Here is a 26,292-nt window from a genome sequence, read left to right on the forward strand (position 1 = left end):
TATAGACTGGCTTCAACTTGCAACACCGAGCACATTCATCTCTGAAGCTTTTGTGTAGCTCCTTTGGAAAGAGATGGATTTTTTAACGCCCCATTGGGGCGTTTTTTTTGCGTGCTCACTTAGTTGCGACAGAACGTCGCAGTTGACCCTGAAGTCACTTCACGGTTCAGAATTTTCCTACTCCCCCAACAACAGCCTCCATAAGGAAATGGACTCCCTTCTCTTTTCGAAAAAGGTAAACCCCCCATGCGTATCCTTGTGGTTGAGGACGAGCAAAAAACCGCCGCTTATTTGCAGCAAGGCCTGACTGAAAGCGGCTACGTGGTCGATTGCGCCGCCAACGGTATCGACGGCCTGCACCTGGCCCGGCAGCATGCCTATGAACTGGTGATTCTCGACGTCAACCTGCCAGGCAAGGATGGCTGGGAAGTACTCGAACAACTGCGCCGCGACGGCAGCCAGCGCGTGATGATGCTCACCGCCCGTGGGCGCCTGGATGACAAGATCAAGGGCCTGGACATGGGGGCCGATGATTACCTGGTCAAACCCTTCGAGTTTCCCGAATTGCTCGCGCGGGTGCGTACGTTATTGCGACGCAGTGAACATATCCCACAGCCGGAAGTGTTCTGCGTGTCGGACCTGGAACTCGACCCGCGCCGCCATCGCGCCTATCGCGGCAACCGCAGGATCGACCTGACCACCAAAGAGTTCGCCCTGCTCCAGGTACTGATGCGCCAGACCGGCGAAGTGATGACCCGCACGCAGATTATTTCCCTGGTGTGGGACATGAATTTCGACTGCGACACCAATGTGGTGGAAGTCTCCATCAGCCGCCTGCGCGCCAAGGTGGATGACCAGAGCGAGGTCAAGTTGATCCACACCATTCGTGGCGTCGGCTACGTGCTGGAAGCGCGCCCATGAAGACCGGAAGCCTGTCGATGCGCCTCGGCCTGACGGTCAGCCTGATGGGTGCCGGCCTGGTGCTGCTGCTGGCCAGCCTGGCTTACCTGGCCCTGACCCATGAGCTGGAAAAACTTGCGCGCAAGGGTCTGGAAAGCAAGATGGAACAGATCCAGCACAGCCTCGCCCAGGGCCTGGACGCTCGCGACATCCGCGCGCGCCCGCACTCGCTGTTGGACCTGGTCGTCGGCCACGATAACTTCTACCTGAGCATCGTCGGCACCGCGCCCGACGAGCGTGTGCTGCTCAGCGTCGGTGCCAAGCCCCAGGTGCCGCTGCTCACCGACTACCCGCACCGGGAAACCCTCGGCTACCTCAACTGGGAAGACAGCGACGGCAACCAGGTGCTCAGCGCGTCCAGCCTGATGCGCCTGGCCAGTGGCGAACGCGTGCGCGTGCTGCTGTCCCTGGACCGCATGGACGACCAGGCCCTGCTCAGCGCCTACCTGCGTGCCACGGTGGTGGCATTGCCCTTGTTGTTGCTATTGATCGGCATGGGCGCCTGGTGGCTGGTGCAGCGCGGGTTGGCACCGTTGAAGCAGTTCAGCCACGTCGCCGCCCAAGTCACCACCCAGGACCTGACCCATCGCCTGGCCCTGGACAACCTGCCCCAGGAACTGCGCGAGCTGGCCCAGGGCTTCAACGTGATGCTCAACCGCCTGGACGCGGGCGTGCAGCAACTGTCGCAATTCTCCGACGACCTGGCCCACGAACTGCGCGCGCCCCTGACCAACCTGATGGGCAAAGCCCAGGTCACACTGTCACGCCAACGGCCGTCGGAGGAATACAAGGCCGCGCTGGAATCCGGCACCGAGGAGCTGGAGCGTTTGTCACGCATCGTGTCCGACATGCTGTTCCTGGCCCAGGTCAGCCACCCGGCGGCGCGTGCCTCGTTTGTGCCGGTGTCGTTGACCGATGAAGCCCGTCGGGTCATGGAATTATTTGCCCTGAGCGCCGAAGACAAACAGCTCAACCTGACCCTCAGCGGCGATGCCCAGGTACAGGGTGATCGCCTGATGATCCAGCGCGCCCTCTCCAACCTGCTGTCCAACGCGATCCGCCACAGCCCGCGCGGTGGGCACATTGCCCTGCTGGTGGAAACGTATGCGCAACAGGTGTCCGTGTCCGTCAGCAACCCCGGCGCGGGCATTGACGCCCGGCATTTGCCGCACCTGTTCGAGCGTTTCTACCGCGCCGACAACAGCCGCGCCCGCACCGAAGGCGGCACCGGCCTGGGGTTGGCCATCGTGCGCTCGATCATGACCCTGCACCAGGGCCAGGCCGAGGTACGCAGCCCACCGGGTGGCATCACCTCGTTCCGCCTGATATTCCCCCTCCCCCGCGACCAGCCTAAGTAGTGAGCGGGCTTGCCCCGCGCTGGGCGGCGAAGCCGCCCCAATAACGCCGCCGCGATGTTTCAGGGAGACCGAGGTGCCTGGATTTGGGGCGGCCTCGCCGCCCGGCGCGGGGCAAGCCCGCTCACTACACGTCAGTCTTGTTCTTTGTGGTGTGCCCATTGGTACAACGCCGGCAGCACCAGCAAGGTCAGCAACGTCGAGGAAATAATCCCGCCGATCACCACGGTCGCCAGCGGCCGTTGCACTTCGGCGCCGGTGCCAGTGGCAAGCGCCATGGGGATAAACCCGAGGGACGCCACCAGCGCCGTCATCAACACCGGGCGCAAACGGGTCAACGCACCTTCGTTGATCGCCACCGACAGCGAGCGCCCTTCCTCGCGCAGGTTGCGGATGAACGCAATCATCACCAGCCCGTTGAGCACCGCCACCCCGGACAACGCGATAAAGCCCACCCCCGCCGAGATCGACAGCGGAATATCCCGCAGCCATAGCGCCATGATCCCACCCGTCAGCGCGAACGGAATCCCGGTAAACACCAGCAGCCCGTCCTTGAGGTTGTTGAACATCATGAACAACAGCCCGAACACCAACAGCAGCGCCACCGGCACCACGATACGCAAGCGTTCGGAGGCTTCCTTCAACTGCTCGAACTGGCCGCCCCAGGTGGTCCAGTAACCCGCCGGCACCTTGACCTTGGCATTGATTGCCGCTTCGGCCGCGGCCACAAACGAGCCAATGTCACGCCCGCGTACGTTGGCGCTGACGATCACCAGGCGCTTGCCGTTTTCGCGACTGATCTGGTTGGGGCCGAGCACCAGGTCCAGGCTGGCCACTTGGGACAAGGCGATAAAGCCCAACTGGCCGGATGCGTTTGCGGGCACCGGGATCAACAGTCGCGACAAGCCGTCAATATCGGTGCGCAGCGCGTCGGACAAACGTACGACCATGGCAAAACGCCGGTCGCCTTCGTACAAGGTTCCGGCCTGGCGTCCTCCGACGGCCACGGCGATGGTGTCCTGGACATCACCGACATTCAGGCCAAAACGTGCGGCCTTGTCGCGGTCGATATTAATGGTCAGCACCGGCAGGCCAGAGGTCTGTTCCACCTTCACTTCCGAAGCGCCATCGAGGCCCTTGAGCGTATCGGCGATGGCGTCGGCGGTCTGGTTGAGCACCGCCATGTCATCCCCAAACACCTTCACTGCCACATCACTGCGCACTCCGGAAATCAGCTCGTTGAAGCGCAGCTGGATCGGTTGCGAAAGTTCATACGCGCTGCCCGGCACAATTGCACTGGCGCGCTGGATGTCGGCAATCAGGGTTTCACGGGATTTGCTCGGGTCTGGCCATTGGTCCTTCGGCTTGAGCATCACGTAACTGTCGGAAATATTCGGCGGCATCGGGTCGGAAGCAATTTCCGCGGTGCCGGTGCGGGCAAACACCCGCTCGATTTCCGGCACCTGGGCCATCAAGGTGGTTTCCAGTTGCTGCTGCATGTGCACCGATTGCGTCAGGCTGGTGCCGGGCACGCGCAGGGCCTGCTGGGCAAAATCACCTTCGCTGAGGCTGGGGATAAATTCGCTGCCCATGCGGCTGGCCAGCACCCCGGAGCCGAGGATGCTCAGCAGCGCCAGGCCGAATACCAGCGGCCGCCGCGCCATCACCCCCTCCAACACCGGCGCATAGGCCCGACGTGCAGTGCGCATCACCAGGTTTTCTTCTTCCTTGACCTTGCCGGTGACAAACAGCGCAATGGCAGCCGGCACGAACGTCACCGACAGGATCATCGCGCCGAGCAAGGCGATCACCACGGTGAAGGCCATGGGATGGAACATTTTCCCGGCCACGCCGGTGAGGGCGAAGATCGGCAGGTACACCACCATGATGATCAGTTGCCCGAAAATCAGCGCCCGCCGTGCTTCCTTGGCGGCGGCGAACACTTCGTGCAGGCGCTCGCTGCGGGTCAACAAGCGGCCGTGACGCTGCTGCGCATGGGCCAGGCGACGGATCGCGTTCTCGACGATCACCACCGCGCCGTCGACGATGATGCCGAAGTCCAGCGCACCGAGGCTCATCAGGTTGGCGCTGACTTTGTTGGTGAACATGCCGGTAAAGGTGAACAGCATCGCCAGCGGGATCACCATCGCGGTGATCAGCGCCGCACGGATATTGCCGAGAAACAGGAACAGCACCGCGACCACCAGCAGTGCGCCTTCGAAGAGGTTTTTCTTGACGGTGGCAATGGCTTTTTCGACCAGGTTGGTGCGGTCATACACAGTGACCGCCACCACGCCTTCGGGCAGTGATCGGTTGATCTGTGCGAGTTTTTCCGCCACGGCCTGGGACACGCTGCGGCTGTTTTCGCCAATCAACATGAACACCGTGCCCAACACCACTTCACGGCCATTTTCGGTGGCGGCGCCGGTACGCATCTCACGGCCGATGTCGACCTCAGCGACGTTTCGCACACGAATCGGCGTACCGTCCGACGTGGTGATGACAATGTTGGCAATGTCGTCGATCGACGCCACCTGCCCCGGTGCGCGGATAAGCAGTTGCTCGCCGCTGCGCTCGATGTAACCGGCGCCGACGTTGGCGTTGTTGCGCTCAAGCGCGGTGACCAGGTCGTTCAAGGTCAAGCTGTAGGCGGCCAGGCGCTTGGGGTCGGGGGCGATCTGGTATTCCTTGGCAAAGCCGCCGATGGTGTTGATCTCGGCCACGCCCGGCACGTTGCGCAGTTGTGGCTTGATGATCCAGTCCTGGATCACGCGCAAGTCGGTTGGCGTGTAGGGCGTGCCGTCGTCCTTGAGTGCGCCGTCCTTGGCCTCCACGGTCCATAGGAAAATTTCCCCAAGGCCTGTGGAAATCGGCCCCATTGCAGTCTCGATGCCAACCGGCAATTGTTCTCGGGCGACTTGCAGGCGCTCGTTGACCAGTTGGCGGGCGAAGAACAAGTCGGTGCCGTCCTTGAAAATCACCGTTACCTGGGACAACCCGGAGCGCGACAGTGAACGGGTCTGCTGCAACCCCGGCAGGCCGGCCATGGCGGTTTCGATGGGAAAGGTGACGCGCTGTTCGGTCTCCAGCGGCGAGAAACCCGCCGCCGCCGAATTGATCTGCACCTGCACGTTGGTGATGTCAGGCACTGCGTCGATGGGTAGCTTCTGATAGCTGGCGATACCGACACCGGCCATCAACAGCACCGCCAACAGCACGATGATGCGCTGCTCGATGGCGAATTGGATAAGGCGCTCAAACATGGGGAATCACTCGCAGGATCAATGGGCGTGCTCGGCGGAGCCCTTGCCCAGTTCGGACTTGAGGATGAAGCTGCCAACCGTCGCCACTTGCGCACCGGCTTCCAGGCCTTTTCGCACTTCGACGTAGCCGTTTTCGCTGACACCGAGTTCAAGATGGCGGGTGACAAACCCGTGTTCGGTGCGCTCGAACACCGAGGGTTTGTCCTCGACGGTCTGGATCGCCGCCTCGGGCACGCTGACCGGCGCCTGGAAGCTCTCGGTGGCCAGTTGCACGCTGACAAACAAGCCGGGGCGCCAGGCATCTTCGGGGTTCGGCACGCTGACGCGAACGGTGGCGGTGCGCGTCTGTTCGCCGAGCAGATTACCGACGTAGGCCACGGTGCCACGGACTTCGGTGCCCATTTCGCTGGAGCTGACCTTGACGGGTTTGCCGACGCGGACCTTGTTCAGGTCTTTGGGAAACACACCAAAGGTGACCCACACCTGGGACAGGTCCGACAGGGTGAAGGCGTTGCTGGTTTCGCTGACCACCTCACCGACGCCGAGGTGTTTTTCCACCACCACACCGGCAAATGGCGCGCGCAATTCGTAGCGATTTCCTCCGACGAGTACAGCGCTGCCACTCAGGGCGCTCATCTTCTGTCGGGCGTTGTTCAGGGCGATTTCGGCTTCCTGTAGGGTTTGGCGTGCCAGCAGGTAGTCCTGTTCGGCAGAGATTTTGTCCTGCCACAACTGACGCTCACGCTGGAAGGTGGTGCGGGCCAGTTCGACCCGGCGTTGGCTGGCGGCCAGTTCACTGCGCAGGTCGGAAATCTGCTGGCTGGCGATCACCGCCAACAGCTCACCCTTTTTTACCGACTGGCCGAGATTGACCTGCACCGACTCCACCACGCCCGCCGTACGCGGGACGATGTGCGAGGTGCGGTCCTCGTCGAAACGCACCTCTGCCGGCACGGTCAGCAGCGTGCTGAGCGAGCGCGGTTGGGCCTGGGCCAGTTGAATGCCGGCGGCCTGGATCTGCTGCTCGGTGAGTTCAAGTTCGCCTTCTTCTTCAGCGGCCTTGGCAACACTGCACAGCAGCAGGCTCAAGGCGACGGCGAGCGCTACGCCATGTTTGTGGTTCATAGAAAGCTCCAGGAAAAATCAAAGACGGGTGAGGTCGCCGTAGATCCGTTCGATGCGCACCCAGGCCTCCGTGGCCTGGGCCGTGGCGGCGAGGTATTGGGTGCGAGCGGCAATCAGCGTGCGCTGGGCGTCGAGGACATCGAGGAAGTTGAACTTGCCCATCTCGAAACCACGGGTGGCGCTGTCCACCGCGCTTTGGGCGGCCGGCAGGATCTGCTGGTTGAACGTGCGCACTTCGCTATCGGCGGTTTGCCACAGGTCCAGGGCCTGGCGGGTTTCGGTGCGCAGGCGCAGTTCGGTGGCGTTGCGCAGGTCGCGGGCCTGGTCGGCGCGACGACTGGCAGCGAGCACGTTGCCCTGGTTGCGGTTGAACAGCGGGAGCGGCATCGACAGGCCGACCAGATTCACCCGCTCACGCGCGCCAGCGTCGTATTGGCTGCCGATCGACACGTCGAGGTCGGGGATGCGCTGGGCTTTTTCCAGGCCGACGCTGGCTTCGCTGTGCAGGATCTGCAATTCGGCCAGGCGCAGTTCGGCCGTCTGTTCAAGGCGCGCCAGCAACTGGGCGGCGGGAGGCAATGGCAGGTTTTGCGTGGCGACACCCTGGAAATCGACGACGGCGCTGCCGGTGCTGGCGGCCAGGCGGCGATAGGCATCGTTGAGGCCCATCTGTGCACGGTTGAATTCGAGGCGGATTTGCGACACTTGCACCTGGGCGCGGGTGGCTTCCACCGGCGAGGTTTTGCCCGCCGTCACGCGACCGTTGGCGACCACCAGGCCACGTTCGGCCAGCTTCAGGGAGCGCTGCGCGAGGTCAAGGCGCTCCTGGGCGCGCAGGGCGCCGTAGTAACTGTCGATCACGTCGGCGCGCAGGGTATTGCGGCGCTGCTCCAGGGTCAGTGCGGCGGCGTCCTGAGCACGAGTGGCCACATCGATACGCGCGCCGCGCTTGCCGCCCAACTCCAGGGTCTGGCTGAGTTTGACGCTGGTGGTGCGCGTGTCACGGCGGGTGTCTTCGGCATCCACGGAAAGCACGGGGTTGGGTATCAGCGCGGCCTGCTGGCGGCCGCCCTCGGCGATGTCGATGTCCCACTGCGCAGCGGCGAGGTCAGGGTGGTTGGCGAAGGCATTTTGCAAGGCGGAATCGAGGGTGAGGGTTTGCGCTTGGGCAGTATTGGCAGCCACCCACAACAACGTCGCCCCCAGCAGATGTTTAACGGAAATTGGCATAACGAGAGTTCCACGCCCATGAAGTACAAGCGGCTGGAATGTAGCGCTCGCGACTTATCAGGGCGGTGGAGAAAAGATTACAAATCCGACAGCAATGGCTCTGGGCTGGCACTTTGGGCGGGGGCCGCAGGTCGCACCAAAACGGCACATGGGCACTGGATCAGCGCGGGATCAGGTATGCTTTTTGAGCATGAAACAAAAAGAAACAATTTTCCCAACCTGTTCGATAAGGAGTCCCGTCTTGGAGTTATCGACTGCCGCGTGGATGGTTCATGACACCCGCCTCATGCTCTGCGTCTTGCTGGCCATCGCCAGCATCATCGTGCTGATCAGCGCGACCAAACTGCCGCCGTTCCTGGCGATTCTGATCGGCACCTTTATTGCCGGGGTCGGCGCCGGGTTGCCGCCGGAGGAGGTCGCCAAGGCCTTCAGCAAAGGCGCGGGGGCGATCCTGGGTGAAGCCGGGATCATCATTGCCCTGGGCTCGATGCTTGGCGCGCTGATGGCCGAGTCCGGCGCCGCCGACCGCATCGCCACCACCCTGCTCGGGCTGGGCAAGGGCAAGTCATTGCCGTGGGTAATGGCGCTGGTGGCGATGGTGATTGGCTTGCCGCTGTTCTTTGAAGTGGGCCTGGTAATGATGGTGCCGATCATTTTTGTGATGGCCAAGCGCTCGAACCAGCCACTGCTGAAAATCGCCATCCCGGCACTGGCGGGCATGACCACCCTGCACGCGCTGATGCCACCCCATCCAGGGCCGCTGATTGCGGTGGGCGCGCTGCACGCCGACCTGGGGCTGACCATGTTGCTGGGTTTTTGCCTGGCGGTGCCGGCAGTGATCCTGGCGGGGCCGATCTACGGCAACTGGCTGTCCAGACGCCTGCACGTGGATGAGCCGGCCGACATCGGCGCACTCTTCAGCGCCCCGCCCAAGGCGCCGCGCCAGCCGGGCTTTGCGGTGTCATTGCTGATCATTTTGTTGCCGGTGATTTTGATGCTGGGCAGCACCCTGGCCAAAGTCGCGCTGCCTGCGCAAAGTACCGTTGGCCTGGCCCTGAAATTCCTCGGCGAACCGCTGATCGCCCTCGGCCTCGCGGTGATCGCCGCCGTGATCTGCCTGGGCTGGGCCGCCGGTATGCCCCGTGCGGAAGTGGGCAACACCCTGCGCAAAGCCCTCGCGCCCATCGCCGTATTGCTGTTGACCATCGGCGCCGGCGGCGGCCTCAAGCAAACCTTGCTGGATGCGGGCGTGAGCCAGACCATCAGCAAGGTCGCCGAAGGTGCGCACATGCCGTACCTGCTGCTGGCCTGGCTGATCGCCGTGGCGTTGCGTCAGGCCACCGGCTCGGCGACGGTTGCCACGACCACCACGGCGGGCATTCTCGCGCCGATGATGGCGGGGTTGGCAGCGACACAGAGCTCACTGGTAGCGCTGGCGATTGGCGCGGGCTCGGTGTTCTTTTGCCATGTGAACGACGCCGGGTTCTGGATGGTGCGTGAGTATTTCGGCTTGCAGTTGAAACAGACGATTTGGGTGTGGTCGGTGTTGCAGACGATCGTGTCCGTTGTCGGTTTGATCGGTACGCTGCTGCTCTGGCACTTTCTGACCTGATCCTCAGCTCGCCAAGGTGTGGCGCTTACCGAACAGCGCCACACTCCCCACGCCCACCGCGCCCATCACCACGCAATAGCCCACGCAAATCCACGGGCTTGTCGGCATCAGTGCAATCAACAGCAGCGGCGTGGTGCTTGCCCACAGCGCGTAGGCAATGTTGTAGGTAAAGGAGATCCCCGAGACCCGCACCGGCGCCGGAAACAAGCCGACCATCACCGACGGCACCGCGCCGACCACCCCGCAACTCAAGCCCGCCACGGCGTACGCCGCGCCGAGCCAGATGCCGCCGTTGATCAGGCTGGCATACAGCACGGCAATACCCACTGGCAGCAGCAGGCTGTAGACCAGCACTGCGCGCCAGGCACCGATGCGGTCCACCAGCAGACCGGCGAGGACGCAGCCGATGTTGAGGAAGACGATGCCCAGCGCGCTCAATGCAAAGGTATGGCTGGGACTCATGCCGAAGGTTTTCTGCATCATGGTCGGGGTGATGACGACGAGGACGACCACGGCGGAGGTGAGCACGCAGGTGAGGATCATCGCCGGCAGCAGCACGGCGCGATGGTCACGCAGCACGGTACGCAGCGGCAGTTCGGCGGCGGCATGGCGGCGGGCCTGCATTTCGAGGAACACCGGGGTTTCGCTGAGCCAGCGGCGTAGCCACACCCCGATCACGCCGAACACGCCGCCGAGCAGGAAGGGGAAACGCCAGGCGTAGTCGAGGATCTCGGCAGACGTGAATATTTGCGCCAGCAGTGTGGCGGTCAGCGCGCCAAGCAGGTAGCCGAAAGTCAGCCCGGCTTGCAGAAAGCCCAACGCGTAGCCACGGTGATGGGGCGGCGCGTGTTCCGCGACGAAGGTCCAGGCACTGGGCACTTCGCCGCCCACGGCGGCACCTTGGAGCACCCGTAGAAACAGCAGGATCAGCGGTGCGAAATAACCGATTTGCGCGTAGGTCGGCATGATCCCGATCAGCAGGCACGGCAGCGCCATCATCAGGATGCTCAAGCTGAATACGCGCTTGCGTCCCAGGTGGTCGGCGAAATGTGCCATCAAGATGCCGCCCAGCGGACGCGCCAGGTAGCCGGTGACGAAAATTCCGAAACTTTGCAGCAGGCGCAGCCATTCGGGCATTTCTGGCGGGAAAAACAGTTGGCTGAGGGTCAGCGCGAAGAATACGAAGATGATGAAATCGTAGATCTCCAAGGCGCCGCCCAGAGCGGCCAGGCCCAGGGTTTTGTAGTCGGAGCGGGAAAAACGCTGCGCCTGGGAGGAAAGGATGGCAGTCATGGTGAGGCTCGGCAGACAAACAAAATGGCGTGCAGGTTATGAGCTGGGCGGGATGATGGCAATCGCGCAAGATGTATTTGTTTTCCCCATGGATCGATGGAGATAACTGCATTCCCTTGCCGATGGGCGCAGTCGCAAGGTTGGCAGCGCACTTCAAGTGGCGGGCTTCTGGCTTGCGGCGTGAAGCAACACCTTTCTGATTAGACGCGTGGGGTTGTCCTACTTCAGACGATGCCCTCCCCTGACTCCTTTCGCCAGCACCTTTGATTAACCTGACTCGGCTTCCCTCTCACGAACCACCAAGGAAAATCCGATGACGCCCCTGTCCAAATCACTGGAAGAGTTGATCAACGATATTTACAAGGACGACAACGTTTCGTTCGTCGAGTACAGGGCCCTGCGCGACGATGCTGATCGCCGCATGGCGGCCGTTATCAAGGAGTTTGGCCTGCACAACAACGTGACGGCCTTCCAGAAAGCGATGGACGTGACGATGCAGCTATTGCAGACCAGTGTCATCGACGCCAAAAAAGCCAAGCTGACCGACACCGGCGAGGCAATCGTCAGGGATGCACTGACGGCCCAGGTGGAGTATTTGCGCGCCGGCAGCCAACTGGCACTGCGCCTGCTGTGACCTTCTGACGTAACCCCCTGTCTTCGTTCCGTCACATTGCATTGCTACCGTCCTGCGAAATATCTTGCAACATTTCGCCAGCAAGGACTCCCCGCAATGAGTGATGAGCACGAAGACCGCCCCTCCCCCGATTCCACCGCCCAAGCGCCAGTAGACAGCAGCCGTCGGCGCTTCCTGGGGGGCGCGGCGGTGCTGGGGGTTGGCGCGACCTTGAGTGCCTGCGGCAATCCCAGCGAGGCCCCGGGCAAGCCGACGGCGCGACCACTTACACCGCAGGAGCTGGACAAGGCCTTGCACGACCAGGTGAAAACCGTGGTGGTGATCTACGCCGAGAACCGCAGCTTCAACAACCTGTTTGCAGATTTCCCCGGCGTTGAGAAACCGCTGTCGGCGCTCAAGCCTGCCGACGCGCAGCAACGCGACCGCGACGGCAGCCTGCTGACCACCCTGCCTGCGGTCTGGGGCGGCGTGTTGCAAGTCGGCCCGCAAAGCGTCGACGGGGTGACGTACCCCAGCGAAGTGCAATTCCAGCAGGGCCTGCCCAATGCGCCGTTCGCGCTCAAGGGCCCGAACGCTGAAGACCTGCCCTTGGGCCTGGTGACCCGCGACTTGTGGCACGTGTTCTACCAGAACCAGATGCAGATCAATGGCGGCAAGAACGACAACTTTGTCGCCTGGGGCGATTCCGGCGGGCTGGTGATGGGGTATTACGCCCAGAGCCGTTATTCCCTGCGCCTGTGGGACGTGGCCAGGGAGTTTGTGCTCTGCGATAACTTCTTCCAGGGCGCGTTTGGTGGCTCGTTCCTCAACCACCAGTACCTGATCAGCGCCACCGCGCCGTTTTACCCGAACGCCGCGCAGTCGGTGGCCAAGGCACAGATCGCCACCCTGCAAAGCGATGACCCCACCGACACACGCCTCAAGCCCCTGGACAAGTCCCCGGCCAGCGCCATGACCGGCGCGCCGCAGTTCGGCCCCAGCGCGCTGACCCCGGACGGTTATGGGGTCAACACCCTCGCCCCGCCCTACTGGCCGACCTGGATTCGCGACCCGCAAAACCCGGACTACGCCAAGGCCGACCTGCCCAACGTGCTGGTGCCGCAAACCCACGAACACATCGGCGACAAGCTGTCGAAAAAAAACGTCGACTGGGCCTGGTATGCCGGTGCATGGCAGGCGACGCTGGACCAGTTCAAGGACTCGGGGGGTATCCCCAAGATCCCGAACTTCCAGTATCACCACCAGCCGTTCAACTACTTCAAGCAACAAGGGCCGCAAAACCGTGCCGAACGGGACAAGCGCCTGCGTGATGGCGGTTTGGGCGATGAGTCCAGCACCAACACGTTTTTCGCCGACGCCCAAGCCGGCAAGCTGCCTGCCGTGACCTTCTACAAACCCCAGGGCAACCTGAACATGCACGCCGGTTACGCCGACATAGCCTCCGGCGACCGCCATATCGCCCGCGCCTTGAAGGTGCTGCAAGAGAGCCCGCAGTGGAAAAACATGGTAGTGGTCGTCACCGTTGATGAAAACGGCGGCTGGTGGGACCACGTCGCGCCGCCCAAGGGCGACCGCTGGGGCCCTGGCACGCGGATTCCGGCGTTGGTGGTGTCGCCGTTTGCACGCAAGGGCACGGTGGATCACACGGTGTACGACACGGCGTCGATCCTGCGCCTGATCACCCGGGTGTTCCAGCTGGAAACCCTCGATGGCCTCAAGCAGCGTGATGACGCCATGATCGCCCGCGGCCAGAAGCCCATGGGTGACTTGAGCAACGCCTTGCAGTTCAACCTGTAGGTTTTCTTATCCAATAACGACATGCCCGGCGATTTAGCACGCGGTTTTCCTGGTCAGCCGCTACTGTGTGGGAGTGGGCTTTCATCCCGCGCAGACGGGCTTTCGCTGACAAGGAATCACACATGTTCAAACCGACCAGGTTGTCCCTCACCCTGGCCGCACTGATGGCCAGTGCGGTCGTACAGGCCGACGTCGAAGTACCGCTGGGCAGCACGCAACGTGTCACTCAGCTGTTCGCGTTCCCCAATAACTGCAACGTGATCTGCTTTCGGCCCTGGTCGCTGGAGCAGACGGCCGAGCATTATCTGAACCAGAGCCTGCAGCGGGACGGTTACAGCAGGGCCAAGGTCAGCGTGAAGAACCACGACGGCCAGGTTGTCGCGACCTTCAGCGGTGTGCCCGAAGATTACGGCCAGCCCCTGAAGACGCTACTCAACACCGCCGACCTGGCCTACCAAGGCGCCAGCAAGCTCAACAGCGACGGCAAGTGGGCCTACAACTGGTATTTGTTCCTGCCGCTGGGCATGGCCCTGGAAAACCGCAAGAGCATCGAGCTGCTGCACTTCCCGCCGGACTACTCGCTGACCCAGGCCCAGGATTACCTGGAATCCAGTACCACCGACCGCTGGGCCGCGCTGCTCACCGACAACGGTATCCCGGCCACCGAAACGCCGGCCTACCAGACCATCATCGACATCGCGCCGATCGCCGCGCCGTCCAACGCCGGCAAGGATCTGGAAGGCGTCTACAGCTACTTCACCGATTATCAGACGCGCATGGTCAAGGAACTGAGCCTGTCGCCCAAAGGGTCGTTGCCGATGGTGGCGTTCGGCGCTCCGGTGCGCAATTGGATCAAGCAACAATACGGGCAGAGCGTGGCCGTGCTGGGCCTGGCCCAGATCAGCCCGCAAGCCGGCGAAACCGTTGCGGTGCTGGGCGCCAACCACCCGAGCTACATCTGGTACGCGGCCGACCCTGCGACCTATGACGGCAACGAGCAGAAGGCCGACGAGGCGGGTTTGAAGGTCATGGGCCAGGACTTGAGCGCCGCCTGCTGGCAGGCGGGCATGGGGCAAAAGCCCGCGAGCGATCCGAATGTGTTGCTCAAGGCGTGCATGAACACCTGGCAGGTCACGCGCAAGGAGCAGACCTGCGAGTTGTTCTACACCTCCGTGCGCGGCTTGACCCCGGAAAAAGCCAACGCCCAATGCGCCACGCCGACGACCAAGGCGCAACTGCGCCTGCTCAAGAACCCCGCCCCAACGCCTACTATCACGGTCCCGGCGCTGTAAGTCGTACCGGCAACGGGGGATTTCTACTGTCAAAGTTGACAGTAGAAATCCGATCCAAGTTGAGCGACGCTTGGAGCGCACCCATCCGCTGCAAGACTGGAAGTCAGCCACTACCCGCAGGTCGATGCAGCCGAACCCAGGAGAGTTATGAAAACTCGCGCCATGGATAAGGCTAAAACCGTTGCGAGCGACTGCCTTTACCCCTTCAAGTCCCACCTCGGCACGGGCTACCCCTCGACCGAGCTGTTCGAGGTGGTGCACGACGCTGATGGCACAGCGGCCGGGATCAAGGCACGTGTCGCCTTTGACAGTCGTGTACGCATCGCCAAGCTCTCAGGCTACGCCCTGAGCGAACGACGCCTGCATACCTTGCAGCTGTCTTCACGCATCCACCTGTACGACTGCTGGTTTTGCGGGCTGATCTCGCACTCCTGCAAACCGAACGTATTCCTCGATTTGCATTACCTAGAAGTCTGGACCTTGCAGGAAATTGCGGCCGGCGAGCGCTTGACGATGGATTACGCCAACACCGAGGACGTGTTGTACCGGCAGTTCGCCTGCCAATGTGGCGAGTTGAACTGCCGCGGCTGGATCACCGGGCGCAATGAGCCGCTGAACGCCGAAGGCCAGGCGTTCATGGCCCAATGGCGCGAACGCAAGCGACCTTAGGCTTCGCCCAACGGACGCAGGCGATATTGCGGCGGCAACTGCTCGAAACCACTGATGGTGGTGTTCAAGCTCTTCCAGCGACCATCCTTGATGCCATAGATGCAGCCATGGATCGACAGGCTCTGCCCACGGTGCCAGGCGTTTTGCACGATGCTGGTGTGGCCGACGTTGGCCACCTGCTGGATCACGTTCAGCTCGCACATGCGATCCACGCGCTCTTCTTCGGTGGGCAACTGGGCCAGCACGTCGCGGTTTTCGTAGTACAGGTCACGAATGGTGCGCAGCCAGCCGTCGATCAGGCCGAACTGGCGGTCTTGCATCGACGCCCGCACGCCGCCGCAGCCATAGTGGCCGGTGACGAGGATGTGTTTGACCTTGAGCACGTCCACCGCGTACTGGATCACCGACAGGCAGTTGAGGTCGGTGTGCAGCACCACGTTGGCCACGTTGCGGTGGACGAACAGGTCGCCCGGCAACATGCCGACAATCTCGTTGGCTGGCACGCGCGCGTCGGAGCAACCAATCCATAGGTATTCCGGGGTTTGCTGGCGGGCGAGCTTGGCGAAGAATTCGGGATCTTCCTGTTTGATCGCATCCGCCCAGCGTTCGTTGTTATCAAGCAGGTCTTGTAGTTCGTTCATCAGGGAAAGCCTCAGGAATGGTGCGCAGTTTTGTGACTGACAACCCCCCGTCCGGGTCACGCCTGGCGCAAATAAGCTTGAATCTTTGGGGTGGTGCGCCTGTCCACACACTATAAGCCCCACAGTATGAGGATTGGCCATGACTGAATCACGACGCCCTACAGAGCCTGTTGAAGATGACAAGGGCAATCTGGCGGAATACGACTTGAGCATTGTCGATGAGGACGGGATTGACGCGGGGAATCGGCTGGACGAGGCCGAGCGCGAACCAATAGACGGTAATCGCTGACACATCGCAGTTACCCATGTGGGAGCGGGCTTGCTCGCGAAGAGGGAGTGTCAGTCAACCGATTCATCGACTGACCCACCGCCTTCACGAGCAAGCCCGCTTCCACATTGGAGGGTCGTGTTCAGTCGACCAGGGTGCAGGCCATGACAACGGCGTCCTCACGCCCACCCACTGCGGGGTAGTAATCGCGGCGACGGCCGATTTCGTTGAAGCCATAACGCTCGTACAGACGAAACGCGCCGGTATTGCTGTCCCGCACTTCCAGGAAACACTCCCGCGCACTGGCTGCATACGCCCGCGACATCAGGTGTTCCAGCAGCGCCAGGCCCAGGCCACGGCCCTGGTTTTCCGGCTTGACGGTGATATTCAGCAAATGCGCTTCATCAAGGATGATCTGCACCACGCCGTGCCCCACCTGCTGCTCGCCTTCGAACATCAACCAGATCTGGTACTTGCCCAGCCCGTCAAGAAAGATCCCACGGGTCCAGGGATGGCTGAACGCTGCGTATTCGATTTTCAGCACGGCGTCGAGGTCGGCCTCGGTCATCGGGCGGAAGGATAAAGCCTCACTCATCAGTTGTTTTCCAGCGCGCCATCAGCCGGCGCATGGCTTGCCAGACATCAGCCTTACGCTGTGGCTCTTCCATTAATAATTCCAGGCCCGGCAGGGCCCATACCGAACCCAGGCCTTCGACCTGCAGCTCGCGATACCAGGCTTCGGCATTGGCTTCGCCGGCAAAACGCACGGCGGGCAGGCCGATCAGCCACAGGCACACACAGGGCTCGTCTTCCAGGCGCGCCGAGACAAAACCTTGCACAAAATCACGCGCGGCTTCCGGGCCCTGGTCCATGGTGCCGCGTACCAGCAGCGGCCAGCGTACCGGCTCGCCGACGATCTGCGGGCTGTCGGGCAGGCCGGCGGCGCGCAGCATGTCCTTGAGCAGCATGTAGGCCGGGTCGCGGGTCTGGAAACGTTCGCCGGTGGGCAACTCCACCAGCAGCAGGCAGCGCCCGGCCCGCAGCAGTTGCAGGGCGAAACGCGGCGGCGGCACTACCGGGGCCTTGACCACCGGTGCAGGCGCTTCGGCCGCCACCGCCTTGGTCACCGGCGACGGGCGCGGCACTTCGACCTTGGCACGCTCCACCGCAGGCCGCACGGGCGCTTCGGGCTTGACCAGCGCCACCGGCGCAGCCGCCTCCTCGCCCGAAGACTCGAATGCCTCATAGGGCTCAAGCGCTTCCAGCAGCTCGGGCCGCGACGGCGCGGCAAACGGCAGTTCGGTGCGGGGCAGCCAGTTGACCACCTGCATAGCGGTCAAGTAGGCGCGACGTCGGGACTCGATAAGCACAGCTCGGCCACTTGTGGATAACTAAAGAGCGGCGATTCTACCGTTGTTCGGCAACAATCGCCCACTGCGTACTGACCGGCTGTGGATAAATCCCCGGCCTGATGCAGTACAATCGCGACTTTTCATCGCCAACCAGCCGGCCATTCCCATGATCGAACCCAAGCGCGTCCTGCGCGCCCTCGCCGAACACTGGGCCTTACTTGAGCCACTGTGCGAACACTTCGACCAAGGCACCCTGAGCCTTGCCGAGCTGCGCGCACAACTGGCCGCCCAACAACTGGACAGCACGCCACAGGACATCACCAGCCTGCTGGACGTGTGGATTCGCCTGGACATCCTGGTGCCTGTCGCCAAAAGCCCGAACCGTTTCGAGCTCAACGCGCAGATCCACGACTTCCTGGCTTATCTTCGCAAGGAGCACCGGCTTGGCCTGTGCCTGGAAATCGAAGCCTACCTGCGCCATCTCGAACGCCTGGCCGGGTACATCCAGGACGCTTTCGACATCCGTGATGGCCACGACCTCGCCCGCCAACTGCGCCTGCTGGATATGCGCGTGCGGGACGTGCTGAAAAAGCTCGCCAACGACGAACAGGCCCTCGCCGCCGTAGCCGATCGCGCCAAGACCAGCGACCGGCAGATTCCGTTGCGCCAGCGTTATGCCGAGGTCCTGGCGACCTGGGACGAATACGTCGAGCCGATGATCCAACTGGTGAACGCCGATGGCGCCTTCGAACAGGGCGTGCGCAAGGTCGAAAACGTGCTGTTGCGCCTGCTCACCGAGCAACAGCGTCTCGGCCACCTGGTGGACGACGACATGCTGCTGCGCACCCACGCGCGCATCCTGGAAATGCAGACCAGCGCCCAACTGACCTTGCGCCATGCGCGCGAGCTGCTGCTGCCACTGCGCGAAGAAGCCCGTCGGCACAACGCCGTGACCCGCGGTGCGGCGCTGGCGCTGTCAGCGATCCGCCGCAAGGGCCTGGACGCCGTGCCGCAGGCGGCGATGCCGATGTTCACCCGCCCGCAAAGCACCTTCCTCGGCAGTGCCAGCCAGGTGGAGGCTTATGTTTACGCCCTGGCGAATTTCGAGCCGAAACCGGCGCGCTTCCCCAAGGCGCACAAATCCCACAAGGGCGACGCCCAACGTGCACCGCGCACGGTCAAGGAAATGCTCGAGCGCTGCGAAGACGCGTTGCCGATGCCGGACCTGATGACCTGGCTGCTGGAGCAGGAACCGGACGGCGCCACCGACGAATTGCTGTACTGGTTCTCGCGCCTGTCCCGCGAAAAACGCTTCAAGCGCGAACGCCTGGAACGCCGCGACTACCACACCACCGAGCACCAGGTCAGCCTGCGCTCCTTCGCCCTGCTCCCGGCCAGTACTGACGCCGCCGAGCATTCTGCGAGTACACCTCATGCATCTTGATCTATCCGAACTGTCCCAGCTGGCGCCGATCTTTCGCGAGCTGTTCAAGGGTTACCACGTCAGCCGCCGCGACCCGGAGCTGTACGCCCAACTGTCGAACTTCCAGGACCAGTACCGCACGCTGTTCAAGGCCCTGGGCTTTGAGCTGGTGTGCGACACGCGGGGCTTCTACTACTTCGTGCCAGACACCGCCGTGGCCGCCGCGCAGGTCAACAAGACCGCGCAACGCCTGGCGTTGTTCACCTTCATCATCGTCGAACATTTGGCCGACCAGGGCCGCGACCCGATTGCCGTGCTCGACGGTGGCAGCCTGGGCCGCGATGAACTGCCGTCGCTGCTGGAGAAGTACCGTGACCTGTTTATCCAGGCCGAAGTGCAGACCCAGGAAGAACTCGAAGAAAAGATCATGCGCCGCATGACCCAGCTGGGTTTTGCCAGCGAAGACAACGGCATCTATCGCTTCCTGCCGCCGATGCACCGTTTCCTCGACGTGTGCCTGTCGGTGCAGCAGGACCGTGACCTCGCGGCCAGCATCCACAGCGTATTGCCACTGCCGGCGCCGGTGATCATCGATGAAGACAGCGACGAGAAATTGCTGAAAACCGATGACCCGCTGGACTTGAGCGACTTTGCCGAAGAAAGCGAAGAAGACGCCCTGGCCCGTGCCATTGCCGAAGAACAGGAGACCGACGCATGAGTAAGGAACGCTACGGCATCCGCCGCTTCGCCCTATTGAACACCGCCGGTTACAGCCTGGGATTGTTCCCGCTGGAAGAGCCGCTGTCGGTATACGGCGCGAACAACCTGGGTAAATCCGCGTCGATCAACGCCTTGCAGTTCCCGATTCTGGCGCGCATGTCAGACATGAGCTTCGGCAAGTACACCCTGGAACAATCGCGGCGCTTCTACTTCGCCACCGACACCAGCTACATCCTCGTGGAAGTGTCCCTGCCCCACGGCCCGCACGTGATCGGCGTGGTCGGTCGCGGCCCGGGCGGTGGTTTCGGGCACCAGTTCTTTGCCTACGCCGGCAAGCTGGACCTGGCGCACTACCAGAAAAACGACACCTGCCTGCGGCAGAAAGAACTGTTCACCAACCTGGAGCGCGAAGGCCTGAAAGCCTACGAACTCAAGCCCGATGAACTACGCCGCTTGCTGGTGGGCGGCCACACGTCGATCCCCCTGGACCTGACCCTGATTCCACTGCGCTCCACCAGCGAGCAGAGCCTGAAGACCTTCCGCGCGCTGTTTATCAACCTGCTGCACATGCGCGAAATCACCGCGGCCAAGCTCAAGCAATTGTTCCTCGATGCCTTCGAACACAGCCTGCGTTCCGGCAGCGTGGATTACATCGCCGCGTGCGAAGAAGCCTTCCGCGATGTGCGACGCATGGAGCAGGACTACAACTCGCTGGTCGCCGCCGGGCCGCTGGTCGAGGCGTTGTCCAATGGTGTTCGCCAGCGCGATGTATTGCGCGGCAAACTGCATCGTCTGTCGCCATTGCTCGATTCGTTGCTTGGCACCTGGTCGGACTACGCCGGTGCGCGCAAGGAAGAGCTGACCATTCAGGCCGAGCACTACCGTAATGAGCAGGACGCGCTGCAGAACGACCAGCGCGGCGGCACCCAGGAGTTGATGCGCCTGGAGCGTGAGATCAGTGGTATTCAGCGTTGGTTGGGCGAGCTGTCGGTGCTCAAGCATCGCTTTGCGCTGGTGGATGACGTGAAAGTGCTGGAGCAGCAGTTGCTGGCGGCCAAGGATGCCCACGATGAATTGGCGGGCGCCCTTGCGCAGTCGCGGCAGTTCAGCGCCGAGGATCTGGACGAACGCCTGCGCGAGCTGGAAAAGCGCTTGAAGTCGGTCAAGCAGCAGCTCGATCACGCGGATAACAACAGCTACGCGAAGTTGCGCGAAGAATTCTCACAGCAAGATGTTGAGCGTCTGATGCGTCTGTTCAACAGTTCGTTGTTCAGCCTGCCATTGGGCGAGCATGGCATCACGCTGGACGAGGAGGGTCAGTGGGTCAAATCCCTGGAGCAGATCCTCGATGGCTTCAAGGGTGAACGCTTCGAAGTGCCGGGGCTGTCCATCGACATCTCCCATATCGAACCGCCGGCATTGCAGGCCCTGGCGGATCGCGCCGCGTTGCGCGACCAGAAAGAGCGTCTGGAAAAAGAACTCAAGCAACTGAAAACCCAGCAGGCCGTGGCCTCCGACCGTGCGGCGAGCAAGACCCAGACCGAAGCACTGTACCAGCAAGTACTGGATGCGCAGAAAGCCCTGGAAGACTTCCGCCGCGCACAGACCCTGAGCGCGGAAGAAGGCGAGAAGCTGGAAAACCTGGCGCAAATGGAAGCGGCGCAGGATGAGTTGAAACGCTCCAGCGATGCGTTTACCGAACGGGTGCAGCAACTGTCGGCCAAGCTGCAATTGGTCGGTCGTCAGATCGGCGATATGGAAGCCAAGCAACGCACGCTGGATGACGCGTTGCGTCGTCGCCAGTTGTTGCCGGCGGACTTGCCGTTCGGCACTCCGTTCATGGACCCGGTCGACGACTCCATGGACAACCTGTTGCCGCTGCTCAATGACTATCAGGACAGCTGGCAAGGCTTGCTGCGCGCCGATGGCCAGATCGAGGCGCTGTATGCCCAGGTGCGCCTCAAGGGCGTCGCCAAGTTCGACAGTGAGGATGACGTTGAGCGTCGCCTGCAACTGCTGATCAACGCCTATGCGCACCGTACCGATGAAGCGCTGACCCTGGGCAAGGCGCGGCGTGCGGCGGTTACCGATATTGCGCGGACCCTGCGCAATATCCGCAGCGACTACGACAGCCTCGAACATCAGCTGGCGTTGTTCAATCGCGAGATCAACAAGCGTCAGGTCTCCAACCTGCAGAGCTTCCGCATCGTGCTGGCGCCGAACAAGGAAGCGCTCAAGCATATCGACCAGATCATCCACAGTGCCGGTCAGTATGAAGAAGGCGAAACCCTGTCGGTGTTCGACCTGAGCCAGAGCGCCGAGCAAGACAACAAGAACGAAGAGGCCAAGGAATACCTGGCCCGCCTCGTGGCCGCCAACCATAACCAGTTGGGCCTCAAGGATTTGTTCGAGCTGGCGTTCGAGATCACCAAGGTGCATGGCCAGCCGGTGATTCACACCGACATCGATGGCGCGGCGTCCAACGGCACCACCATGACCATCAAGGCGCTGACCAACATGTATTTGTTGCTGCACTTGATGGACCGCGACCAGGCCGGGCGCGTGCGTTTGCCGTACTACCTCGACGAGGCGGCGGACATCGATGAGAAGAACCAGGCGGCGCTGCTGGAAACCAGTCTGCAGTTGGGCTTTGTGCCGATCCTGGCCAGTGTGAAGCCACAGGTTTCCGCCCAGGTGGCGATTGACCTGGAAGGTGGCAGCGGGCCGAACGGGATCTATATCGACGAGGCGGATTGGAAGTACATCCGTCGCCACGATGTGGTGAAGGCGACGCTGAATGTGCAGGCCGATGAGCCGGAGTTGGATGAGGTCTGATTTTTTCAGCTGAAATGAAAAGGCCCCTGGGTGTGAATCCAGGGGCCTTTTTTGTGTTGGCTGTGCGGGCCTCTCGCGGGCAAGCCCGCTCCCACATTTGACCGAGTCCATCCTTTGGAAAGCGGTCGGGTGTGAGAGCGGGCTTGCTCGCGAAGGCCGCGCCTCGGTCTACTTGGCGAGTGGAATCTTCGGTGCCCAGGTCAGCCATTCATCCTCGAACTTGTCGAACAGCGGGAAGGTCTGCCGTGCCAGCGCGGCATTGCCCATGCGCTCGCCGTCTGGCGTCGCGAAGGCGATACCACCGGCGACCAGGGTCTCCAGGGATTCGGTACGCACCGTCGCGCCCTTGAACAGGCCGAAGTCCAGACCAAAGCCGCTGGTGTTCCAGAAACGGCTACCGCTGCGCACCAGTGGCGCGTACTTGGGCTCGATCAGAATGTGGATCAGTACGCGGTCGGCGGTCTGGCCCAGTTCGTAACCGGTGACTTTACCCACCGTCACTTCACGGTACGTCACTGGCACGCCTTCCTTCAGCGAACCACGGCGGGCGGCGCTGAGGGTGAGGCTCAGGCCGGCCTCTTGATGGACGACTTCTGGCGGTTGGTCCAAGGCCACGAAGCTTTTTTGCGGGCCGGCGTTCTTCACTGCGGGCTGGACTTCGATGTATTGGCCGGTGACCAGGGTTTCCAGGTTGGAGGTTTTCATCAGGCCCAGCTCAGGTTTGACCACCCAGAACTGGCTGCCGACGTGCGCAATGCGATCCGCCACTTGGGTAATGCGCGCGCTGAGGAGCACCGACTGCATGTCGGCGCTGAGGTCGACGCTTTCGATCTTGCCCACATCCAGGCCTTTGAAACGCACTGGGGTGCCTGGGCGCATGCCATCGGCACGGTCGACCTTGATGGTTACCAAGGTGCCGTGTTGATTGGCCGCCTCACGGTCGGTGAACAGGCGGAAACGCGGAATGCGTTTTTTCAGCGGTACGTTCTGCTCCGGGGTTTCGAAGGCAATGCCACCGGCCATCAGGCTGGCCAGGGACTCACTCTTGACCTGGATTCCACCAGTGAGGCCGCCGGTCAGGGTAACGCCGCTGGCGTTCCAGAAACGCGTGGAACCGTTGACCAGGTTTTCGTATTCCTTCTCGATGTGTACGCCGATCACCAGTTGTTTGTTCTTGCGCGAGAACTGGTAGCTCTGCACCGAACCGACCTTGACCTGCTTGTACAGAATCGGACTGCCCACGTCCAGGGAGCCGAGGTTGTCGGTGAACAGCACCATGTGCAGGCCCGGTGAGCGCAGGTCCAGCGGCGGCGCCTTGGCACGCGCCACGAATTCGCGTTGCGGTGCGCTGCCTTTGTCGCCGGGGCGGATGGCGATGTAGTTGCCTTTGACCAAGGCTTCAAGGCCCGTGATACCGGCCAGGGAGATCGACGGTTTGACTACCCAGAATTGGGTGTCTTGCACCAGATAGTCTTCGGCCAGCGGGTCGAGGGTCAGTTCGGCGTTGGCACTGGACAGGGACGGGTCGATCTTCAGGGTCTTCAGGCTGCCGACCTGGATACCTTTGTACATCACCGGCGTGCGACCAGCCTGCAAGCCTTCGAAGTCGGTGAGCTTGACCTTGACCTTGATGCCGGCAGCGGCGGCGTCAAAATCTTCGTACAAACGGAAAGGCAGGCTCGGGTCGGTCGGCGGGCTGTCCTTGCGGTTCTCTGGGGTAGCGAAGGCAATGCCGCCGGCGACGATGCTGGAGAGCGACTCGCTACGCACCTTCACGCCGGAGAGGTTGGCGTCGATGCTGATGCCGCTGGCGTTCCAGAAACGCGTGTGTTTACGCACCAGGCTGGCGTAGGTCGGTTCGATGTAGACCTTGATTTCGACGGTGCTCTGATCCTCGGAGAGCAGGTAGCTTTTGACTTGGCCGACCTGGATCTGCTTGTAGAACACCGGGCTGCCTCGGTTCAACGAGCCGAGGCGGTCGGCTTTGATCGTCAGGTGCAGGCCGGGCTTGGCGTCCGATAGCGGTGGTTCTTCAGAGAGCGCCTTGAATTTGCGTGTGGGCTCACCGTCACCCGGGCTGGCGGCGATGTAGTTGCCCGAAACCAGGGTCTCCAGACCGGTGATACCGGCGAGGCTGACGCTTGGCTTGACCAGCCAGAAACGGGTGTTGGTCTTGAGGTACTGATCGACGTCCTTGTTCATCTCGATGGTGGCGATCACCCCGCGATTACTGCCTTCGTCGTCCAGGGCCAAGGCCTTGACCTTGCCCACGGTCATACCTTTGTAGACCACTTCGGTTTTGTTGACCTGGATACCTTCGCCGCTTTCAAAGCGCACCTGGATGTCGATGCCCTGCTGGGTATAGGCGCGCCACCCCAGCCAGCCGCCGATGATCAGGGCAATCAGGGGAAGCACCCAAATGGCCGACCAGTTGGAGGCCGGGCGGGTTTTAGCTTTAGGCAAATCACTCATGGTCGTCGTCCGACTCCGTGTTATCCCAAATCAGTCGGGGATCAAAAGTTACTGCGGCAAGCATCGTCAAGATCACCACACTGGCGAACGCCGCAGCGCCGAGATTGGCCTCGACACTGGCAAGCCGCCCAAAGTTTACAACCGCCACCAGGATGGCGATCACGAAAATATCCAACATGGACCAACGGCCAATGAACTCGATAAAGCGGTACATCACAATGCGCTGTCGCGCGGAAAGTGGCTGGTGACGCTGCACCGAGAACAGTAGCAGACCGATGCCGACCAGCTTGAACGTCGGCACCAGGATACTGGCGATGAACACCACGGCGGCAATGGGGAACATGCCGTGCTGCACCAGTTGGATCACGCCGGCCATGATGGTGCTCGGGTCGCCCTGGCCGAGGGAGTTGATGGTCATGATCGGCAACAGATTAGCGGGAATGTACAAGATAGCGGCCGTGATCAGCAGCGCCCACGTACGCGCGAGGCTGTTCGGGCGACGGGCGTGGATCAGCGCGCCGCAACGGGTGCAGATTTGTTCATCGGTGTCCGAGTCTTGTTTGTTCAACTCATGGCATTCGGTACAAATCAGAATGCCTGCATCAATCGCCCGCATGATCATCCTCTCCTGACAGCGCTTGCCAGATCTGGTGCGGCGACATCACCACCTCAAGTAGTACCTGAACCATTAATAGGCTGACGAAACAGACCAGTCCCAGGCCGACGGTGATGGAGGCCATGTCGGCGAGTTTTACAATCGCGACCAAGACACCCATCAGGTAGACCTCCAGCATTCCCCAGTCTTTCATGTGGTGATAGATACGGTAGAGCAGCAGTCCGTAGCTGCGACCGATGTTCCAGCGAATGCTGAGCAGGACTGCCAACTGGCAGAGCAGCTTGAGCAAGGGAATCCCCATGCTGCACAGGAAGACGACGACCGCGACGCCTTGCATGCCGGTATCGAACAAGCCGACGACGCCGCTCCAGACGGTATCTTCAGAGGTTTGCCCAAGTAGATTGAGCTGCATGATCGGTAAAAAGTTCGCCGGGATGTACAGCAACAGCGCGGCGAGCACCAAGGCGAGGCTGCGTTCAACGACGTTATGGCGATGGGCGTACAACTCGTAGCCGCAGCGGGGGCATTGGGCTTTTTCGCCCAGGGCGAGTGCTGGCTTGCGCATCAGCAAGTCGCACTCATGGCATGCCACCAGGTCGTCCAGTGGTAAATCCGACACCTCAAGGGTGTCAACCGGATCAGACATAGATAGGGCTCTGACTCTAAAAATGGTTAGGTACCTATTCTAGTGGTCTGGTTCAGAAATAACTGTGCAAATTTGTCGGGGCTTAATTG

General features: G+C 61.9%; 21 protein-coding genes. 11 read left to right on the forward strand and 10 right to left on the reverse strand.

The window, feature by feature from the left end:
- Positions 1–246: 246 nt before the first annotated feature.
- Together LIY36_RS18815 and LIY36_RS18820 are read left to right on the forward strand one after the other, a co-directional pair.
- Positions 247–921 (forward strand): heavy metal response regulator transcription factor, encoded by a 675-nt coding sequence (locus LIY36_RS18815; protein ID WP_192297818.1) that lies wholly within the window; start codon positions 247–249, stop codon positions 919–921.
- Entirely contained in the window at positions 918–2,318 is a 1,401-nt protein-coding gene (locus tag LIY36_RS18820) for a heavy metal sensor histidine kinase (RefSeq protein ID WP_226456578.1), read from the forward strand. Before LIY36_RS18815 ends, LIY36_RS18820 begins: the two co-directional genes overlap by 4 nt.
- Before the next feature lie 131 nt (positions 2,319–2,449).
- Here the strand turns inward: LIY36_RS18820 and LIY36_RS18825 are convergent, their stop codons facing one another.
- From LIY36_RS18825 to LIY36_RS18835, 3 genes are read right to left on the reverse strand one after another with little or no spacing between them, the layout of a single operon-like run.
- The gene (locus LIY36_RS18825) at positions 2,450–5,578 is read right to left on the reverse strand and encodes a CusA/CzcA family heavy metal efflux RND transporter (protein WP_226456579.1); all 3,129 of its coding nucleotides are present in this window, start codon (positions 5,576–5,578) and stop codon (positions 2,450–2,452) included.
- Between the two features lie 18 nt (positions 5,579–5,596).
- Positions 5,597–6,703: an efflux RND transporter periplasmic adaptor subunit gene (locus LIY36_RS18830; protein ID WP_226456581.1), complete on the reverse strand. Its 1,107-nt coding sequence runs from the start codon at positions 6,701–6,703 to the stop codon at positions 5,597–5,599.
- Between the two features lie 18 nt (positions 6,704–6,721).
- Positions 6,722–7,933 carry a TolC family protein gene (locus LIY36_RS18835; protein WP_226456582.1) on the reverse strand — a complete coding sequence of 404 codons (1,212 nt, stop codon included), beginning with the start codon at positions 7,931–7,933 and terminating at the stop codon, positions 6,722–6,724.
- 241 nt (positions 7,934–8,174) lie between these two features.
- Between LIY36_RS18835 and LIY36_RS18840 the strand changes: the two genes are divergently transcribed.
- On the forward strand, positions 8,175–9,545 hold the full coding sequence (locus tag LIY36_RS18840) for a GntT/GntP/DsdX family permease (protein WP_226456584.1): 1,371 nt from the start codon (positions 8,175–8,177) through the stop codon (positions 9,543–9,545).
- Positions 9,546–9,548: 3 nt separating this feature from the next.
- Here LIY36_RS18840 and LIY36_RS18845 read toward each other — a convergent pair whose 3' ends face one another.
- Positions 9,549–10,838: an MFS transporter gene (locus LIY36_RS18845; protein WP_226456585.1), complete on the reverse strand. Its 1,290-nt coding sequence runs from the start codon at positions 10,836–10,838 to the stop codon at positions 9,549–9,551.
- A gap of 313 nt (positions 10,839–11,151) precedes the next feature.
- Between LIY36_RS18845 and LIY36_RS18850 the strand changes: the two genes are divergently transcribed.
- The 4 genes from LIY36_RS18850 to LIY36_RS18865 all read left to right on the forward strand — a co-directional run bounded on the left by LIY36_RS18850 (position 11,152) and on the right by LIY36_RS18865 (position 15,230).
- The gene (locus tag LIY36_RS18850) at positions 11,152–11,472 is read left to right on the forward strand and encodes a hypothetical protein (RefSeq protein WP_226456587.1); all 321 of its coding nucleotides are present in this window, start codon (positions 11,152–11,154) and stop codon (positions 11,470–11,472) included.
- A gap of 96 nt (positions 11,473–11,568) precedes the next feature.
- Positions 11,569–13,269, forward strand: a complete 1,701-nt coding sequence (gene acpA, locus LIY36_RS18855) for an acid phosphatase (protein ID WP_226456589.1) — start codon at positions 11,569–11,571, stop codon at positions 13,267–13,269.
- A 122-nt stretch (positions 13,270–13,391) separates the two neighbouring features.
- Positions 13,392–14,561, forward strand: coding sequence for a hypothetical protein (locus LIY36_RS18860; RefSeq protein ID WP_192297826.1), 1,170 nt, complete (start codon positions 13,392–13,394; stop codon positions 14,559–14,561).
- A gap of 147 nt (positions 14,562–14,708) precedes the next feature.
- The gene (locus LIY36_RS18865; RefSeq protein WP_226456590.1) at positions 14,709–15,230 is read left to right on the forward strand and encodes an SET domain-containing protein-lysine N-methyltransferase; all 522 of its coding nucleotides are present in this window, start codon (positions 14,709–14,711) and stop codon (positions 15,228–15,230) included.
- On the opposite strand, the gene can is transcribed toward LIY36_RS18865, so the two are convergent.
- Complete coding sequence (gene can, locus LIY36_RS18870; RefSeq protein ID WP_003188288.1) at positions 15,227–15,871, reverse strand: carbonate dehydratase; 645 nt, start codon at positions 15,869–15,871, stop codon at positions 15,227–15,229. The two genes, LIY36_RS18865 and can, sit on opposite strands and share 4 nt — an antisense overlap.
- A gap of 139 nt (positions 15,872–16,010) precedes the next feature.
- Here can and LIY36_RS18875 point away from each other — a divergent pair, with 139 nt between their 5' ends.
- Positions 16,011–16,160 (forward strand): hypothetical protein, encoded by a 150-nt coding sequence (locus LIY36_RS18875; RefSeq protein WP_370694880.1) that lies wholly within the window; start codon positions 16,011–16,013, stop codon positions 16,158–16,160.
- 121 nt (positions 16,161–16,281) lie between these two features.
- Here LIY36_RS18875 and rimI read toward each other — a convergent pair whose 3' ends face one another.
- Positions 16,282–16,734 carry a ribosomal protein S18-alanine N-acetyltransferase gene (rimI, locus tag LIY36_RS18880; protein WP_005784514.1) on the reverse strand — a complete coding sequence of 151 codons (453 nt, stop codon included), beginning with the start codon at positions 16,732–16,734 and terminating at the stop codon, positions 16,282–16,284.
- Positions 16,727–17,470 (reverse strand): energy transducer TonB, encoded by a 744-nt coding sequence (locus LIY36_RS18885; RefSeq protein WP_192297845.1) that lies wholly within the window; start codon positions 17,468–17,470, stop codon positions 16,727–16,729. Before LIY36_RS18885 ends, rimI begins: the two co-directional genes overlap by 8 nt.
- A gap of 187 nt (positions 17,471–17,657) precedes the next feature.
- Here LIY36_RS18885 and mksB point away from each other — a divergent pair, with 187 nt between their 5' ends.
- Genes mksB through mksF form a run of 3 tightly spaced genes read left to right on the forward strand, consistent with a single transcriptional unit; the run spans position 17,658 to position 22,469 of the window.
- Positions 17,658–18,935: an Mks condensin complex protein MksB gene (gene mksB, locus LIY36_RS18890; RefSeq protein ID WP_192297829.1), complete on the forward strand. Its 1,278-nt coding sequence runs from the start codon at positions 17,658–17,660 to the stop codon at positions 18,933–18,935.
- Positions 18,925–19,632, forward strand: coding sequence for an Mks condensin complex protein MksE (mksE, locus tag LIY36_RS18895; RefSeq protein WP_192297830.1), 708 nt, complete (start codon positions 18,925–18,927; stop codon positions 19,630–19,632). The genes mksB and mksE overlap by 11 nt, the downstream gene beginning before the upstream one ends.
- A complete protein-coding gene (gene mksF, locus LIY36_RS18900; RefSeq protein ID WP_226456591.1) occupies positions 19,629–22,469 on the forward strand; it encodes an Mks condensin complex protein MksF in 2,841 nt (946 codons plus the stop codon). The genes mksE and mksF overlap by 4 nt, the downstream gene beginning before the upstream one ends.
- 168 nt (positions 22,470–22,637) lie before the next feature.
- Here mksF and LIY36_RS18905 read toward each other — a convergent pair whose 3' ends face one another.
- The 3 genes from LIY36_RS18905 to LIY36_RS18915 are packed head-to-tail and all read right to left on the reverse strand — an operon-like array spanning position 22,638 to position 26,203.
- Positions 22,638–24,941, reverse strand: coding sequence for a PqiB family protein (locus LIY36_RS18905; protein WP_226456592.1), 2,304 nt, complete (start codon positions 24,939–24,941; stop codon positions 22,638–22,640).
- Positions 24,934–25,557: a paraquat-inducible protein A gene (locus LIY36_RS18910; RefSeq protein WP_192301269.1), complete on the reverse strand. Its 624-nt coding sequence runs from the start codon at positions 25,555–25,557 to the stop codon at positions 24,934–24,936. Before LIY36_RS18910 ends, LIY36_RS18905 begins: the two co-directional genes overlap by 8 nt.
- Positions 25,544–26,203, reverse strand: a complete 660-nt coding sequence (locus LIY36_RS18915; RefSeq protein WP_192301268.1) for a paraquat-inducible protein A — start codon at positions 26,201–26,203, stop codon at positions 25,544–25,546. The genes LIY36_RS18910 and LIY36_RS18915 overlap by 14 nt, the downstream gene beginning before the upstream one ends.
- Positions 26,204–26,292: the final 89 nt, after the last annotated feature.

Origin of the sequence: Pseudomonas sp. AF03-9 (assembly GCF_020515815.1) — a bacterium.
Classification (GTDB): domain Bacteria; phylum Pseudomonadota; class Gammaproteobacteria; order Pseudomonadales; family Pseudomonadaceae; genus Aquipseudomonas.

Excerpts from the sequence above, each read along its gene's own strand:
- acpA (WP_226456589.1), top strand. The coding sequence starts at position 11,569 with ATGAGTGATGAGCACGAAGACCGCCCCTCCCCCGATTCCACCGCCCAA.
- LIY36_RS18845 (WP_226456585.1), bottom strand. The coding sequence starts at position 10,838 with ATGACTGCCATCCTTTCCTCCCAGGCGCAGCGTTTTTCCCGCTCCGAC.
- LIY36_RS18865 (WP_226456590.1), top strand. The coding sequence starts at position 14,709 with ATGAAAACTCGCGCCATGGATAAGGCTAAAACCGTTGCGAGCGACTGC.
- LIY36_RS18825 (WP_226456579.1), bottom strand. The coding sequence starts at position 5,578 with ATGTTTGAGCGCCTTATCCAATTCGCCATCGAGCAGCGCATCATCGTG.
- mksE (WP_192297830.1), top strand. The coding sequence starts at position 18,925 with ATGCATCTTGATCTATCCGAACTGTCCCAGCTGGCGCCGATCTTTCGC.
- LIY36_RS18910 (WP_192301269.1), bottom strand. The coding sequence starts at position 25,557 with ATGCGGGCGATTGATGCAGGCATTCTGATTTGTACCGAATGCCATGAG.
- LIY36_RS18830 (WP_226456581.1), bottom strand. The coding sequence starts at position 6,703 with ATGAACCACAAACATGGCGTAGCGCTCGCCGTCGCCTTGAGCCTGCTG.
- LIY36_RS18835 (WP_226456582.1), bottom strand. The coding sequence starts at position 7,933 with ATGCCAATTTCCGTTAAACATCTGCTGGGGGCGACGTTGTTGTGGGTG.
- LIY36_RS18815 (WP_192297818.1), top strand. The coding sequence starts at position 247 with ATGCGTATCCTTGTGGTTGAGGACGAGCAAAAAACCGCCGCTTATTTG.
- LIY36_RS18885 (WP_192297845.1), bottom strand. The coding sequence starts at position 17,470 with ATGCAGGTGGTCAACTGGCTGCCCCGCACCGAACTGCCGTTTGCCGCG.
- LIY36_RS18860 (WP_192297826.1), top strand. The coding sequence starts at position 13,392 with ATGTTCAAACCGACCAGGTTGTCCCTCACCCTGGCCGCACTGATGGCC.
- mksB (WP_192297829.1), top strand. The coding sequence starts at position 17,658 with ATGATCGAACCCAAGCGCGTCCTGCGCGCCCTCGCCGAACACTGGGCC.
- LIY36_RS18915 (WP_192301268.1), bottom strand. The coding sequence starts at position 26,203 with ATGTCTGATCCGGTTGACACCCTTGAGGTGTCGGATTTACCACTGGAC.
- LIY36_RS18820 (WP_226456578.1), top strand. The coding sequence starts at position 918 with ATGAAGACCGGAAGCCTGTCGATGCGCCTCGGCCTGACGGTCAGCCTG.
- LIY36_RS18905 (WP_226456592.1), bottom strand. The coding sequence starts at position 24,941 with ATGAGTGATTTGCCTAAAGCTAAAACCCGCCCGGCCTCCAACTGGTCG.
- can (WP_003188288.1), bottom strand. The coding sequence starts at position 15,871 with ATGAACGAACTACAAGACCTGCTTGATAACAACGAACGCTGGGCGGAT.
- mksF (WP_226456591.1), top strand. The coding sequence starts at position 19,629 with ATGAGTAAGGAACGCTACGGCATCCGCCGCTTCGCCCTATTGAACACC.
- LIY36_RS18875 (WP_370694880.1), top strand. The coding sequence starts at position 16,011 with ATGACTGAATCACGACGCCCTACAGAGCCTGTTGAAGATGACAAGGGC.
- LIY36_RS18850 (WP_226456587.1), top strand. The coding sequence starts at position 11,152 with ATGACGCCCCTGTCCAAATCACTGGAAGAGTTGATCAACGATATTTAC.
- rimI (WP_005784514.1), bottom strand. The coding sequence starts at position 16,734 with ATGAGTGAGGCTTTATCCTTCCGCCCGATGACCGAGGCCGACCTCGAC.